Below are 13,139 nucleotides of genomic sequence, written 5' to 3' on the forward strand. Positions count from 1 at the left end.
TCAGGCGACTTCGACGCTCGACTCCTCGTCGAGAACTCGGAACTCGGTGCCGTCGGCAGCCATTTCCGAGTAGCGACCGTAGAAGATGCCTGCGGCCTCGTCGCGGATGATCGCTTGATGAATGGGAACCGCAACGCGCGGCGCCACCGCGCGGAGGTAGTCGATGGCCTCCGAGATCTTGAGCCACGGTGCGGCGGCGGGGAGGGCGAGAACGTCGATCTTTTGTTCGGGGACGTAGAGGGAATCGCCGGGATGCATGAACCGTGCCGGGTTGGTGGCGTCACCGAGGAGGAACGCGGTGTTGTCGATCATCGGTAGGTCCGGATGGATGATTGCGTGCTCTCCGCCCGTTCCGGTCACCTCGACGTCGCCGATGCTGAACCGGTCGCCCGGCCGGACGCCGGTCCAGCGCCCACCGAGCTTTTCAGCCGTCTGCGGATCGCTGTAGAGCACGGCGTCGGGATTCGCTTCGGCCAGTTCGGGCAGCCGCGCAGGGTCGGCGTGATCGGGGTGTTGATGTGTCACGAGGATGGCGTCGAGGCCGGTGATGCCTTCGAATCCGTGCGAGAAGTTGCCGGGATCGAAGAGGATCTTCGAGCCGTTCAACTCCACGAGCACACAGGAATGGCCAAAATGTGTCAGTCGCATGATTTCGAGTATGCGCCGCCCCGAAAAGACTCGCAGGCGGGTTTCACAGGTGGTCGCCGTCACGCCCCGATCACTCGATGCGAACCATCTCGGGTCCGCCCGGTAAACTGGCCATCACCCGAGCGTTTCACTCCGGGTTCGCGCACTAGTACCGAGGAGCAGCACGTGGCCCGTGTCGTCGTCGAAGTCATGCCCAAGGCCGAGATTCTCGACCCCCAGGGACAGGCAATTGTCGGGGCACTGTCTCGCCTGGGCTTTGCAGGAGTATCCGATGTCCGTCAGGGCAAGCGGTTCGAGTTGGAGATCGACGGCAGTGTCGAAGACGCCGAACTCGAGAAGATCGCCGAAGGCCTGCTGGCCAACACGGTGATCGAGGATTGGACCGTCAGGCGAGTCGAGGCATGAGCGCACGTATCGGAGTAATCACTTTCCCCGGCACGCTCGACGACATCGACGCGGCGCGGGCAGTGAACCTGGCCGGCGGTGAAGCTGTCGAACTCTGGCACGGCGATGCAGACCTCAAGGGTGTCGACGCGGTCATCGTTCCCGGCGGATTCTCGTACGGCGATTACCTTCGTTGCGGCGCGATCGCACGTTTTGCTCCCGCGATGGGCAAGGTTGTGGAAGCAGCCAAGGGCGGCATGCCGGTCCTGGGCATCTGCAACGGTTTCCAGATCCTCTGCGAAGCAGGTTTGCTCCCCGGTGCCCTGACCCGTAACCAGGGTCTGCACTTCATCTGCCGCGACGAGTGGTTGACGGTCGAAGCCAACAACACGGCGTGGTCCTCGCGATACGAGGCCGGCGCGCAGATCCTCATCCCCCTCAAGTCGGGTGAAGGTCGCTTCCAGGCGTCCGAGAAGGTTCTCGACGAACTCGAGGGCGAAGGCCGCGTCGTCTTCCGTTACTCGGAGGAGAACCCCAACGGCTCGCAGCGTCGTATCGCCGGTATCTCCTCGGCCAACGGCCGGGTCGTCGGTTTGATGCCTCACCCCGAGCACGCCACCGAGGCTCTCACCGGTCCCAGTGACGACGGATTGGGCTTGTTCTACTCGGCCCTCGACGCGATCGTCACTGCCTGATCGCCTGCTGATTTTCACCACTGAACGCCGACCGGAAATCCGGTCGGCGTTCAGTCGTATGTGGGCCCGGTACCCAGGGCTACTGGCTGTAGGAACTGAGGAAGTTGCCGAGTCGCTCGAGTGCCGTCGAGAGATCGTCGGTGTTGGGGAGAGTCACCAACCGGAAGTGATCGGGTTCGATCCAATTGAACGCGCGACCGTGGCTGACAAGAATCTTCTCCGATTCCAGTAGATCGAGAACGAACCTCTCGTCGTCGACGATGCCGAACTTGTCGACGTCGAGCTTGGGGAACAGGTACAGCGCCCCGTCGGCCTGTTGGCAACTGATCCCGTCGATGCTGTTGAGCGTGGTGTGTGCGAGATCGCGCTGGGCCGTCAGCCGACCTTGTGGAAGCAACAGGTCCTCGATGGACTGGCGTCCACCGAGTGCAGTCTGGATAGCGTGCTGCGCCGGCACGTTGGCACACATTCGCATGTTGGCCAGCAATTTGATGCCTTCGATGAAGCTCGACGCCCGCTCGAGTGGTCCGGTGATGGCCAGCCATCCGGCTCGGAATCCGCACACGCGGTAGGCCTTGGACAGTCCCGAATACGTCAGACACAGAACGTCTCGCCCGGTCATCGTCGCAAGGTTTGTCATGGATCGGCCGTCGTAGACGATCTTTTCGTAGATCTCGTCGGCGAAGAGCATCAGATCGTGTTTGCGCGCTAGATCCACGAAGCGTTGCAGCACCTCCGTCGAGTAGACGGCGCCCGTCGGATTGTTGGGATTGATGACGACAATCCCTCGGGTGCGCGGCGTGATCCGAGCTTCCAGATCGTCGAAGTCCGGTGCCCAGCCTTGGCTTTCATCGGTGAGGTAGTGGACGGGCGTGCCGCCGGCAAGTGAAACCGAAGCCGTCCACAAGGGATAGTCGGGAGCGGGAATCAGGATCTCGTCCTCTGGATTGCAGAGGGCCTGCATCGTCAGAGTGATCAGTTCGGACACACCGTTTCCGAGATAGATCTCGTCGACGGTGACGTCGGTGATACCCCGCGTCTGGTAGTACTGGACCACCGCAGTGCGCGCCGAATACAGTCCGCGAGAATCGCAATATCCCTGCGCGGTAGGGAGATTGCGGATCATGGCCATCATGATTTCGTCCGGAGCTTCGAATCCGAAGGGGGCCGGATTGCCGACGTTGAGTCGCAGGATCGTGTGTCCCTGATCCTCGAGTTCTTCGGTCTTGTCGAGAATTCGCCCTCTGATGTCGTACCTGACATTCTCGAGCTTGCGGGCCTGATCGATGGGTGTGTTCACGCGGTTACGTACCTCTCCGGTTCGGGTGGGTGAGTTGTGTTTCAGATGAGAAGGGCGCCTCAGGGTTCGGTCTGGAAACGGACATTGATTTGCGATAGCGCTAGCGGCGAAAGAGGAGTAGCGCTACTATGATTCGACATGTCCAATGATAGCAGTTCGAGGATTGTCGCAGCCTTGCGTGAGTGGATCGCGACGGCTCCTCCAGGCGCGAAGCTTCCGTCCACTCGGTCGCTCGTCAGCCTGCACGGGGCGAGTCCGGTCACCGTGCAGAAGGCGCTGCGAACACTGGTATCTCAGGGGGTTGTGGAGGCTCGTCCCGGTGTGGGGACCTTCGTGCGCGCGGCGCGCGTCGTGCGACCCAATGACTACGGGTGGCAGACAGCGGCGCTCGGATCGCCGAACTATCGTCTGCAGTTGCCCATGGCGCTGCAGTCCACCTCCAACGACGTGATCGCGCTGCATTCCGGCTATCCGGCCCGAGAGCTGTTGCCGGAAGGTCTGGTTCGTGCAGCCTTCACCAGGGCGACGCGAACCGACGCCGTGTTCAATCGGCCCCTCGCTGCCGGGCTTCCGGAACTGCAGTCCTGGTTTGCCTCCGAATTGGGTTCCGCCACTCCTGCCGGGATCACGCCGCCGGGGCCGAACGACGTGGTTGTACTTCCCGGCAGTCAGGGTGGGCTTGCGACGTCCTTTCGCGCGTTGGTGGGGGAGGGGCGTCCGTTGCTCATGGAGTCGCCGACCTACTGGGGTGCGATCCTGGCCGCCGCGCAGGCAGGAGTCACGGTCATTCCGATCTCCAGCGGCGCCAACGGGCCTGATCCTGAAGAGCTTTCGCGTGCATTCGAACAGACCGGTGCCCGTGCGTTCTACGCACAACCGAGCTTCGCGAGTCCGACGGGAGCGCTGTGGTCGCCGTCGTTGGCTGACAAGGTTCTCGACACCGTCCGTCGGCACGGCGCATTCCTCATCGAGGACAGTTCGGCGCTCGACTTCGGAATCACCGCAGATCCCAGCCCCATCGCTGCACGAGACGACAGCGGTCACGTCGTCTACCTTCGTGCGCTGACCAAGAGCGTGTCCCCATCGGTGCGAGTTGCCGGATTGATCGCTCGGGGTCCGGCGTACGAGCGGATTCTGGCTGATACACAGGCAGATTCGATGTATGTCAGCGGGATGCTGCAAGCGGTAGCGCTCGACGTCGTGACCCAACCGGCCTGGCGAACGCACTTGCGTAGGCTTCGTCACCAACTCGAGGCCAGACGCGACCTCCTCGTCTCGAGTCTGCGCGAGCACGCACCGGACGCTCACCTCGACGCCGTACCGAAAGGCGGACTTAACCTCTGGCTTCGGCTCCCGGACACCACGAACGTCGAACGCGTGGTGCAGGACTGCCGGTCGGCCGGCGTCATCGTCGGGGTCGGTGACGATTGGTTCCCGGCAGAACCGACTGGAAAGTTCTTGCGGCTCAACTACGCCGGACCGAACCCGGGTGAGTTCCCCGACGCCGCCCGCATTATCGGCCGAGCAATCACGCAACATATGTAGAACTTCACCTCGCTGGTGGTTGACCTGAACTTCCGTTGAGGTTTTATCGTCGTGTGCATGAACAAACAAGCGATGCAGCCACCGGCCAACCAGCCGATCGGATTCTGGACCGCGCGAGCCGGTGAAGCGATTCGCACGCGCACGCGCGGAGCACTCGAAGCGATCGGCGTCACCCAGCCGGGGTGGTGGGTCCTGCACCAACTTTCGCTGCACCCTGAAGGAGTGGAGCGCGCTGTCCTCTTGCGGACGATCGGTCCGAACGAATCCACCGATGTGATCGATGACGCCGTCGACTCTGCCCTCGAACTGGGGTGGGCGCGCGAAGACGGGTCTGTCCTTCGCCCGACTGATGCGGGCTCCGAGCAGTTCGATCGCGCCGCGCGGGTACAGCAGATGCTGCAGGAAGAGCGGATGCAGGGAATCACCGAAGAGGAGTTTGTCACCACCATCACTGTGCTGCAGCGAACCATCAAGAATGTGGGCGGCGACGCCTGGCACTGGTAGCAGACATTATCCGGGCCCGCTGCCGGGTAGAGCGGCTTCGATCAATTCGACGGCACGGGACACACCGCCCGCCGCTGCGAGTTCTTCTGCCAACTCCGCGCTGCGTCGGCGGAACTCGTCGGCGCTCACCAGAGTCAGCGCCTCACGAAGCTCTACTGCCGTGACGGTAGCGCTGTCGACGCGTACTGCGACACCGGCGTCGACGAGCGAGTCGGCGTTGCCGAACTGATCGACGGCTTGCGGCACTGCGATCATGGGTGTCCCGGTCACGAGTCCCTCGCTGGATCCGCCCATACCCGCGTGGGTCACGAACACGTCGGCCTGCTGCAGAATCGCGAACTGCGGTACCCAACGGTGTATTTCGACGTTGTCGGGCAATGGTCCGAGATCTGAGATCTGCACCTGCTTTCCGATCTGGAGGACGACGTGCCAGCCGTCCATCTGGCCGAAAGCCTCGACGCAGGTGCGGTAGAAATCCGGATGATCGGTGAATGCTGAACCCAGCGAGATCAACAAGAGCTTGCGTTCGGGATCCGGGTTCACCCAAGGTTGACTGCTCGGTTCGAGTGCGGGGCCGACGAACGTGTAGACGTCGCGGTTCACGCGATCGGCGTTGGGCTGCATCGATTCTGCGATCAGCACGATTGCACGGGGTGGGCGTCCGGTGAACTCACGTGGATCGACCTCGACGCCTTCGGCGCGGAAGAACCGGGTCTCCCGATCGAGCAGGTCGACGCCTCTCGGATCGGAACGAATTTCGTCGTACATCGGTGCGGCGTCGGCTTCGTAACCGTCCCAGGCAACGTACGTCGGCGACAACTGGATGATGGGAACGCCCCACTGCTGAGCCAGTATTCGTGCCGGAATGCCGGCGATGTCGTAGAGAAAGAGGTCAGGGCGATCGTCTTCGTAGATTCGGCGTAGCTGCGGCAGCATCGACTCGTAATCGTCCTGGAAAATCGTCAACTGATCGATCAGATCCCCGTCCCAGCTCTTCTCGGGTTCGGCGCCGTCGGGAGAAGGGACGAGGCTGGGCAGCGTGGAGACGTACGGTGCGAATTCGGCCCCGGTCGCCTCGATGATCTCACGCATCGACTCGTCGTTGGCATAGGTGACGCGGTGACCGGCGGCGACGAGACGCGCGATGATCGCCAGGCTCGGATTGACGTGGCCCGGTGCCGGAATGCTCACCATGGCTATATGTCTGCGGGTCATCGATCACTCCTGCCGTCTGACTGTTCTGGAACAACTCCGGATACGGGACCGAGACTATCCACCAGGATGGGTGACGGCATCTGATTTTTGCCGGGGAAGTACCGTGCGCACTCGAGTAGGACTACGCATCCGAGTGCCGGGATGGGCGAGCAGACTTCGAAGCATGAGCACACCGACAACACCCTCGAAGACCACTGCAGCCTTCTATCTTCAGGCCGGAATAGCCTTTGCCGTCAGTTTTGTCGGCACCCTCCTCGGAATTGCGTATCTTCCGATCGATGCGTGGCAACGCGGATTTCTCGGAATGTCCTTGCTGTTCTTGGTCACCAGTACGTTCACGTTGGCCAAGGTGATTCGTGATCAGCAGGAGGCATCCACTGTCAGGGTTCGAGTGGACGAGGCTCGACTCGAGAAGCTGATCGCCGAGCACGATCCGTTCAAAGCGGCAGCCTGAAACCTGTCGGCAAGGTGAGGATCAGCGTGCTGCCGAGAGGTTGCTCGTTTCGGAGCGCCGACAGATCGCCGCCGTGTGCGAGCGCGAGGCTGCGCGCAATCGTGAGCCCCAAACCGGAACCGTCGGATCGATCACCGCGATGGAAACGGTCGAAGACTGATTCGAGTTGGTCTGCGGGAATTCCGTCACCGGTGTCGGTGACGGACACCGAGAGGTGGTCACCTTCCCGTGCGAGTGTCACCGTCACCGAACCTCCGCTCGGAGTGTGCCGCAACGCGTTTTCGAGCAGATTGGCGAGGATCTGTTCGATTCGTTGGCGATCGACCTCGGCCGTGATCGGTTGCGGAGGTAGCGCGGTCGTCAATTCGACTCCACGATCGGCGAAACGTGGCGCCGCTGCTGCCGTTGCGCTGCAAACGATGTCGTCGATCTTCTCGTCTCGGCGATCGAGTTCGAGAGCGTGTTCGTCGGCCGCGGAGACGTCCGCCAGATCGCAAGAGAGCCGACGCAGTCTTTCGAGTTGATCGCGCATGACCAACCATGAAGAGTTGTCCGTGGGGAGGACGCCATCCTCGATGCCGTCCACGTACGCAGCCAAAGTCGATACCGGAGTGCGTAATTCGTGGGCAAGATCGGCAAGCAGGCGTTTGCGGACCCGATCCGAATGATCAAGGCATGCCGCCATGTCGGCAAAGGCAGTTTCGAGACGCGTGAAATCGGCATCTACGTCGGACCTGCCGATAGTCACGTCGAAGTTCCCGTCTGCGACGCTTTGAGCCGCCTCCGCCAGCGTTGAGATCGGGGCCGTGATGCGTCGGACGATGTAGACCGCGGCGATGCTTGCGCCCACCAGTGCGACCGCGATCCCGCACAACAGTGCGATGGTCATGGTCTGAGCGAATGCCTCTTCGGTGTGGGTACGGACATTCGAGTCTTCGATGCCGGCCATCATGAGGTGGTTGTGAAAGAGCGGGGCAGCGACGGCAATGGCGACTGCGGCGATGGCGAGGCAGGAGACGAACAGGACGGCAAGCTGCGCCAGCAGCAGTTTTCCGCGTAGCCCGAGTTTCTTCATGACGACCCCGTTCATGACGACCGCGTTCATGACGACCTCAGGGAGTATCCGACGCCCCTGACGGTTCTGATGAACCGAGGATCGGTCGCGTCGTCGCCGAGTTTGCGGCGTAATGCACGCACATGGACGTCGACGATGTGCTGGTCCCCGAACCAGGACGAGCCCCACACCGAGGTGATGATCTCGGCCCGACTCCAGGCAGCGTCGGGTCGGGATGCAAGCGCGGACAACAGGGTGAACTCGGTGGGAGTGAGATCGACCAGGGTGTCGTCGACACGGACCGTGCGGGCCAGGACGTCGATGTCGAGACCGGGAGGCGTCGGCAGCACTTTTGGCAGCAAACTCGACGCGCGTGGCCGTCTGAGCATTGCTTTCACTCGCGCAACCAGTTCGCGGGGGCCGAAGGGTTTGACCACGTAGTCGTCAGCGCCGGCCGCCAGACCCGTCACCTTGTCCGACTCTTCACCGCGGGCGGACAGCATCAGGATGTACGCATCGGAGAAGGTACGGATTCGTCGGCAGACTTCCATGCCGTCGAAGCCCGGGAGCATTAGATCGAGCACTATCAGCGCGGGCTCGAATTCGCGCACCGAACGTACTGCGCTCGGCCCGTCGTGGGCGAGGCGCACGGTGAATCCTTCGCGTGTCAGATAGTTGGCGACAACCTTGGCGAGGGCAGTCTCGTCGTCGACGACAAGAACGCGCCCCGGTTCCTCGCCAGGTCGTAGTTCGGCGCTCATCAGACCGAGGTTAGTCGACTGCGTGTCTGCATTGCTGTCGCGTGGTGGTTTCCACTCGACTGTGAAGATTCGATGAAGGAAGCCTGTTCGAGCCGGTTATCGGGCTTCGCGGTGGATTTTCGCCGGTAACGTGGCAACTGTGCATGTGCAGCACTCTTGTCAAATCAATTGTGGTGCAGTGCATATCGAACAGAATCAATTCTCGGGAGTGAAAACATGTCTTTGACGGTCAGGAAGAGCGCCGCGCGGTTCGTTCCGGTTGTGGCAGCGGCAGCACTGTTGATTGCCGGATGCTCGGACAACTCCGGGGAGAGCATCAACCATTCTTCCGAAACAACCAGCGTCGCAGCACAGTCGGAGATTCCTGCGGGTGTCAATGCCGCCGACATCGAGTTTCTCGAAGGAATGTACCCGCATCACGCGCAGGCATTGGACATGGCCAGAATGGTCGACGGTCGAACCGACAATGCCGAACTTCTCTCTCTTGCAGCACAGATAGAGGCAGCGCAAGGCCCGGAGATGGCTCAGATGACCGAATTGTTGACGGAGTGGGGACGCCCCGAGCCTTCGTCGAGTTCGATGGAGGGCATGGATGAGTCGGCGCACGCGGGACACGGCGTCGGGATGGCCGAGATGCCGGGAATGATGTCGGCCGACGACATGACCGCCCTCACCGATGCCAGTGGCGCGGAGTTCGACAAGTTGTGGCTGACGATGATGATCGAGCACCACAAGGGTGCCATCACCATGTCCCAGACCGAACTCGACAACGGGCTCGACCCGTCGGCGGAGAAGATGGCAGAAGCGATCATTGCCGGTCAGCAGGCGGAAATCACTCAGATGGAAGCGATGTTGAAAGGGAGTTGAACAGGAGGCCTTGGCCGCGTGACCTTGCTCGGGTGGCTACCTGGGCATACGTTCGAGGCTGATGGCTTGACCGGTGCTGTGCTGCAATCACACGCGAGGGGATGACCGCCACATGGATCACAGTCAGATGGACCATGGCCAGATGGACCATAGCGAGATGAGCCATGGCCAGATGGAGCATGGGGCACACGGTGGTCACGGGGATCACGTCGCACAGTTCCGGACGTTGTTTGCAGTCATGCTGGTCATCGCGGTTCCGGTCGTTGCGGCAGACGCGATGTTCGCTGATCTGGTCGGGTACACACTGCCGGAAAACTCTCTGGTGGAATGGATCTCACCGGTACTCGGCACGGTGATGTACTTCTGGGGTGGCAAGCCGTTCCTCACCGGCGCTGTTGCCGAAATCCGTTCTCGGCAGCCGGGAATGATGCTGTTGATCGCGCTCGCGATCACCGTGGCCTTCTTCGCGTCATGGGCTGCGAGTCTGCACTGGGTGGATCACACTCTCGATTTCTGGTGGGAGCTCGCGCTTCTGATCGTGATCATGTTGTTGGGCCACTGGATCGAGATGCGTTCGCTCAGTCAGACATCGAGCGCCTTGGATTCACTTGCCGCTTTGCTGCCCGACGAGGCAGAACGGGTGGTGGGGGAATCGGTGGAAACCGTGCCCACCGCAGCTCTGGCGACCGGCGACCTGGTGATAGTTCGTCCCGGCGCCCGTGTTCCCTCGGACGGAACGGTGGTCGAGGGAAGCGCCGACATGGACGAATCCATGATTACAGGCGAGTCGAAGACCGCCCGCCGGACTGTCGGAGATCAGGTGGTGGCCGGCACGGTAGCCACCGACTCGGCACTTCGGCTTCGAGTCACCGCCGTGGGAGAAGACACCGCGCTCGCCGGTATCCGGCGCCTGGTCGAGCAAGCCCAGAACTCGTCGAGTCGCGCGCAGGTGTTGGCGGACAAGGCCGCTGCTCTGCTGTTCTGGTACGCACTCGGCGCGGCAGTGCTGACCGCGATCGCCTGGAGTATCTGGGGCACCCCGGAGAGCGCAGTCACCCGGACGATCACCGTTCTGGTGATCGCCTGCCCGCACGCGCTCGGGTTGGCGATTCCACTGGTCGTCTCGATCGCGACGGAACGGGCGGCTCGGGCTGGGATCTTGATCACCGACCGCATGGCCCTCGAGGCGATGCGTAACGTAGACACCGTTCTCTTCGACAAGACCGGCACTCTCACCAAGGGGGAGCCCGCAGTGGTCGGTGTACGCGGTGTCGACGGGTATTCCGACGACGAAGTTCTCAGCGCAGCGGCTGCCGTCGAGTTCGACAGCGAACATCCACTCGGGCGCGCCGTCGTCGCGGCGGCGCGGGAGTTGTCGCTCGAATTCACTTCGGGTTCCGACTTTCAGGCGCACAACGGGATCGGGGTTGCTGCGGACGTCGCCGGTGCACGCGTCGGTGTCGGCGGACCGGGGATGCTGCGATCGGTCGGGGCCACCGCGATCCCGGGGACCGAAGAGTGGCTCAGTGACGGGTCGACCGTCCTGCATGTAGTGCGTGACGAGAAGGTAATCGGCGCATTGGCATTGGCCGACGAGATTCGCCCGGAATCAGCATTGGCCGTCGACGCCCTCCATGCTCGCGGTGTGAGGGTGGCCATGGTCACCGGAGACGCGGAGGCCGTGGCCCATTCGGTGGCTCGCAGGCTCGGGATCGACGAAGTTTTCGCCGAAGTGCTTCCGCAGGACAAGGGAGCGCAGGTATCTCGGCTTCAGGCTGCGGGCCACCGCGTGGCGATGGTCGGTGACGGGGTCAACGATGCGCCGGCACTCGCCCAGGCGGATGTGGGTATCGCGATCGGTGCCGGAACCGACGTGGCGATCGCGTCGGCGGGAGTTGTTCTGGCCAGCGATGATCCGCGTTCGGTGAGCTCGGTCATCGAGCTCTCCCGCGCCACCTACCGGAAGATGGTTCAGAACCTTTGGTGGGCAGCGGGATACAACGCGATCTCGGTTCCCCTCGCTGCGGGAGTACTGGCGCCCGTCGGGTTCGTGCTGCCGATGGAGGTCGGAGCAATCCTGATGTCGGTATCCACTGTGGTCGTTGCCGCGAATGCCCAGTTGTTGAGGCGCTTGGACTTACGGCAACCAACGGTGACCGCGCTGGAGTCGAGAGTGCTCACATCGCAGTAGTGAGCGGTTGAAGGTGGACTACTGTCGGCTCAGGAACGGAATGAGCGCACGCAGTACAGCATCGGAGTCTGCGACTGCGCTTGCGTGGTCAGCCCCTTCGATCACAGTCAAGGCACTGTCCGGGATCAGCGACGCGAGATGCTCGGTATCCGGCAGGCGCTCGCGATCTCTCGATCCGACGAACAACAACGCCGGTGTGGTGATCCGTTGCAGCACGGCGTCGTCGATGCCGTGCTCCTTCTCTGCGCGGCGCATGTAGGCAGCGAGCGCGAGGGCATCATTGATTCGGAAGGCAGTCGCAGTCTGAGGATCCACCGGTTTGCCGCGCCTCACGCCCCAACCGGTCAGAAATCCCTCGATACCGCCGCTTTCGAGTACGTCGATGCAACCCGGGAAGAACAATGCGTCGAACGCGCCCGTCATCGGTCGGCTGCTACCGCCCCCGACGGTCAGCGATCGCACCCGTTCGGAGTGCTCGACTGTCAGCGACATCACCGAACGTCCGCCGAACGAGTATCCGAGGACGTGTGCCGGCTCGAACGGAGACTCCGTGTCGAGGATCTCCAGGAGATCGCCGACCACCAGATCCATTGCATACGAATCGGAGTCGTGTGGTTTGTCACTGCGGCCGTGACCCCGCATGTCGACGAGGATCAGACGATATTGCTCCTGAAGTGCCTTGACGTACCCGAAGCCACGCCAGATGGAGCGCGACAACGCTGTGCCGTGCACCATCAACAGGGGTGGGCCATCGCCCACGATCTGATAGGTGATCCGCGCACCGTCCACCGGATTTCTCACGTCGTGCAACACCCGTCCAGTATGGGTGCCAGTTGCTACGCACGTGAACTCGAGTAGTCGTCCGGTCCCATTCGACGGATGGCGTGGACTCTCACGAACAGTCGGGCCGTCAACTCGGCCTCCCCCAGAGCTACCGGTCACTGCCCGGCGGGGCAGTACCCACTGTTCCAAGCAATGCATCGGTGGAGGGGTCTGCAGTGCTGACGCCTGCGGCTATGCCCCGAATCAGAGCCTCGAAATCAGCGGCGACGATGGTGACCTCCTCGAACTCCGGCTCTCCTCCACGGACAACGTGACCGTCGGGTGCGAGCGCCAAGTACTCGTACCCATTGCGCACCGACAGCAGGACCGGGAGGTGAGTGGACCAGAAGGCGTTGATCGCCGCGCGCTCCGCCGGCCCGGAAGCGACCGCCAGGCTCTCGTGCCGGAACGCATTCCAGGGAAACGCCTCATCGCTGACGCCAACGCCACCGGCATAGTTCTCCGCCGAGAGAAACCACACCTGGTCGTCGGAACTGGCAAGTACGGAGAACGAACTCGCCCACACTACGAGTTGGTCACAACCGCCGACCAGTGGTTGCGGAACTGGGGCAGAGGCCGATCGAGTGGGTTCTTCGCGAACCCAACCTGCGAGCGACAGCGCGGCGGTTGCGTCGAGGTGAAGGCACATCGCCCCACGGTAGGCCAGACCGTCGAGCACCGATAGCGTCAACCGTCGGC

General features: G+C 62.4%; 14 protein-coding genes. 7 read left to right on the plus strand and 7 right to left on the minus strand.

Annotated elements, in window-relative coordinates:
* Positions 1 to 648, minus strand: coding sequence for an MBL fold metallo-hydrolase (locus tag ACVZUB_RS05055; RefSeq protein ID WP_054781003.1), 648 nt, complete (start codon positions 646 to 648; stop codon positions 1 to 3).
* Between the two features lie 165 nt (positions 649 to 813).
* Here ACVZUB_RS05055 and purS point away from each other — a divergent pair, with 165 nt between their 5' ends.
* Together purS and purQ are read left to right on the plus strand one after the other, a co-directional pair.
* Positions 814 to 1,053, plus strand: coding sequence for a phosphoribosylformylglycinamidine synthase subunit PurS (gene purS, locus ACVZUB_RS05060; RefSeq protein WP_003945817.1), 240 nt, complete (start codon positions 814 to 816; stop codon positions 1,051 to 1,053).
* Complete coding sequence (gene purQ, locus ACVZUB_RS05065; protein ID WP_003945887.1) at positions 1,050 to 1,727, plus strand: phosphoribosylformylglycinamidine synthase subunit PurQ; 678 nt, start codon at positions 1,050 to 1,052, stop codon at positions 1,725 to 1,727. The genes purS and purQ overlap by 4 nt, the downstream gene beginning before the upstream one ends.
* A gap of 79 nt (positions 1,728 to 1,806) precedes the next feature.
* Here purQ and ACVZUB_RS05070 read toward each other — a convergent pair whose 3' ends face one another.
* Positions 1,807 to 3,027 carry a pyridoxal phosphate-dependent aminotransferase gene (locus ACVZUB_RS05070; RefSeq protein WP_003945423.1) on the minus strand — a complete coding sequence of 407 codons (1,221 nt, stop codon included), beginning with the start codon at positions 3,025 to 3,027 and terminating at the stop codon, positions 1,807 to 1,809.
* A 138-nt stretch (positions 3,028 to 3,165) separates the two neighbouring features.
* Between ACVZUB_RS05070 and ACVZUB_RS05075 the strand changes: the two genes are divergently transcribed.
* Both ACVZUB_RS05075 and ACVZUB_RS05080 read left to right on the plus strand, forming a co-directional pair.
* The gene (locus ACVZUB_RS05075) at positions 3,166 to 4,572 is read left to right on the plus strand and encodes an aminotransferase-like domain-containing protein (protein ID WP_482628191.1); all 1,407 of its coding nucleotides are present in this window, start codon (positions 3,166 to 3,168) and stop codon (positions 4,570 to 4,572) included.
* A 57-nt stretch (positions 4,573 to 4,629) separates the two neighbouring features.
* Entirely contained in the window at positions 4,630 to 5,076 is a 447-nt protein-coding gene (locus ACVZUB_RS05080; RefSeq protein ID WP_007734451.1) for a MarR family winged helix-turn-helix transcriptional regulator, read from the plus strand.
* Positions 5,077 to 5,082: 6 nt separating this feature from the next.
* Here ACVZUB_RS05080 and ACVZUB_RS05085 read toward each other — a convergent pair whose 3' ends face one another.
* Positions 5,083 to 6,291 carry a macrolide family glycosyltransferase gene (locus ACVZUB_RS05085; protein WP_064443159.1) on the minus strand — a complete coding sequence of 403 codons (1,209 nt, stop codon included), beginning with the start codon at positions 6,289 to 6,291 and terminating at the stop codon, positions 5,083 to 5,085.
* A gap of 163 nt (positions 6,292 to 6,454) precedes the next feature.
* Between ACVZUB_RS05085 and ACVZUB_RS05090 the strand changes: the two genes are divergently transcribed.
* The gene (locus ACVZUB_RS05090) at positions 6,455 to 6,745 is read left to right on the plus strand and encodes a YiaA/YiaB family inner membrane protein (RefSeq protein ID WP_003945505.1); all 291 of its coding nucleotides are present in this window, start codon (positions 6,455 to 6,457) and stop codon (positions 6,743 to 6,745) included.
* Here the strand turns inward: ACVZUB_RS05090 and ACVZUB_RS05095 are convergent.
* Complete coding sequence (locus ACVZUB_RS05095; protein WP_482628192.1) at positions 6,729 to 7,850, minus strand: sensor histidine kinase; 1,122 nt, start codon at positions 7,848 to 7,850, stop codon at positions 6,729 to 6,731. The two genes, ACVZUB_RS05090 and ACVZUB_RS05095, sit on opposite strands and share 17 nt — an antisense overlap.
* On the minus strand, positions 7,847 to 8,560 hold the full coding sequence (locus tag ACVZUB_RS05100; protein ID WP_482628193.1) for a response regulator: 714 nt from the start codon (positions 8,558 to 8,560) through the stop codon (positions 7,847 to 7,849). Before ACVZUB_RS05100 ends, ACVZUB_RS05095 begins: the two co-directional genes overlap by 4 nt.
* A gap of 216 nt (positions 8,561 to 8,776) precedes the next feature.
* On the opposite strand from ACVZUB_RS05100, the gene ACVZUB_RS05105 reads away from it, so the two are divergent.
* Together ACVZUB_RS05105 and ACVZUB_RS05110 are read left to right on the plus strand one after the other, a co-directional pair.
* A complete protein-coding gene (locus tag ACVZUB_RS05105) occupies positions 8,777 to 9,427 on the plus strand; it encodes a DUF305 domain-containing protein (RefSeq protein ID WP_054188009.1) in 651 nt (216 codons plus the stop codon).
* A 142-nt stretch (positions 9,428 to 9,569) separates the two neighbouring features.
* Positions 9,570 to 11,618, plus strand: a complete 2,049-nt coding sequence (locus ACVZUB_RS05110; RefSeq protein WP_482628194.1) for a heavy metal translocating P-type ATPase — start codon at positions 9,570 to 9,572, stop codon at positions 11,616 to 11,618.
* 18 nt (positions 11,619 to 11,636) lie between these two features.
* On the opposite strand, the gene ACVZUB_RS05115 is transcribed toward ACVZUB_RS05110, so the two are convergent.
* Positions 11,637 to 12,407, minus strand: coding sequence for an alpha/beta fold hydrolase (locus ACVZUB_RS05115; protein WP_003945805.1), 771 nt, complete (start codon positions 12,405 to 12,407; stop codon positions 11,637 to 11,639).
* Positions 12,408 to 12,549: 142 nt separating this feature from the next.
* Positions 12,550 to 13,131 (minus strand): hypothetical protein, encoded by a 582-nt coding sequence (locus tag ACVZUB_RS05120; protein ID WP_482628195.1) that lies wholly within the window; start codon positions 13,129 to 13,131, stop codon positions 12,550 to 12,552.
* Positions 13,132 to 13,139 lie beyond the last annotated feature (8 nt).

It is taken from the genome of Rhodococcus sp. OS5, assembly GCF_056837585.1.

Excerpts from the sequence above, each read along its gene's own strand:
- ACVZUB_RS05095 (WP_482628192.1), bottom strand. The coding sequence starts at position 7,850 with ATGAACGCGGTCGTCATGAACGGGGTCGTCATGAAGAAACTCGGGCTA.
- purQ (WP_003945887.1), top strand. The coding sequence starts at position 1,050 with ATGAGCGCACGTATCGGAGTAATCACTTTCCCCGGCACGCTCGACGAC.
- ACVZUB_RS05110 (WP_482628194.1), top strand. The coding sequence starts at position 9,570 with ATGGACCATAGCGAGATGAGCCATGGCCAGATGGAGCATGGGGCACAC.
- ACVZUB_RS05105 (WP_054188009.1), top strand. The coding sequence starts at position 8,777 with ATGTCTTTGACGGTCAGGAAGAGCGCCGCGCGGTTCGTTCCGGTTGTG.
- ACVZUB_RS05080 (WP_007734451.1), top strand. The coding sequence starts at position 4,630 with ATGAACAAACAAGCGATGCAGCCACCGGCCAACCAGCCGATCGGATTC.
- ACVZUB_RS05085 (WP_064443159.1), bottom strand. The coding sequence starts at position 6,291 with ATGACCCGCAGACATATAGCCATGGTGAGCATTCCGGCACCGGGCCAC.
- ACVZUB_RS05055 (WP_054781003.1), bottom strand. The coding sequence starts at position 648 with ATGCGACTGACACATTTTGGCCATTCCTGTGTGCTCGTGGAGTTGAAC.
- ACVZUB_RS05075 (WP_482628191.1), top strand. The coding sequence starts at position 3,166 with ATGTCCAATGATAGCAGTTCGAGGATTGTCGCAGCCTTGCGTGAGTGG.
- ACVZUB_RS05090 (WP_003945505.1), top strand. The coding sequence starts at position 6,455 with ATGAGCACACCGACAACACCCTCGAAGACCACTGCAGCCTTCTATCTT.
- ACVZUB_RS05100 (WP_482628193.1), bottom strand. The coding sequence starts at position 8,560 with ATGAGCGCCGAACTACGACCTGGCGAGGAACCGGGGCGCGTTCTTGTC.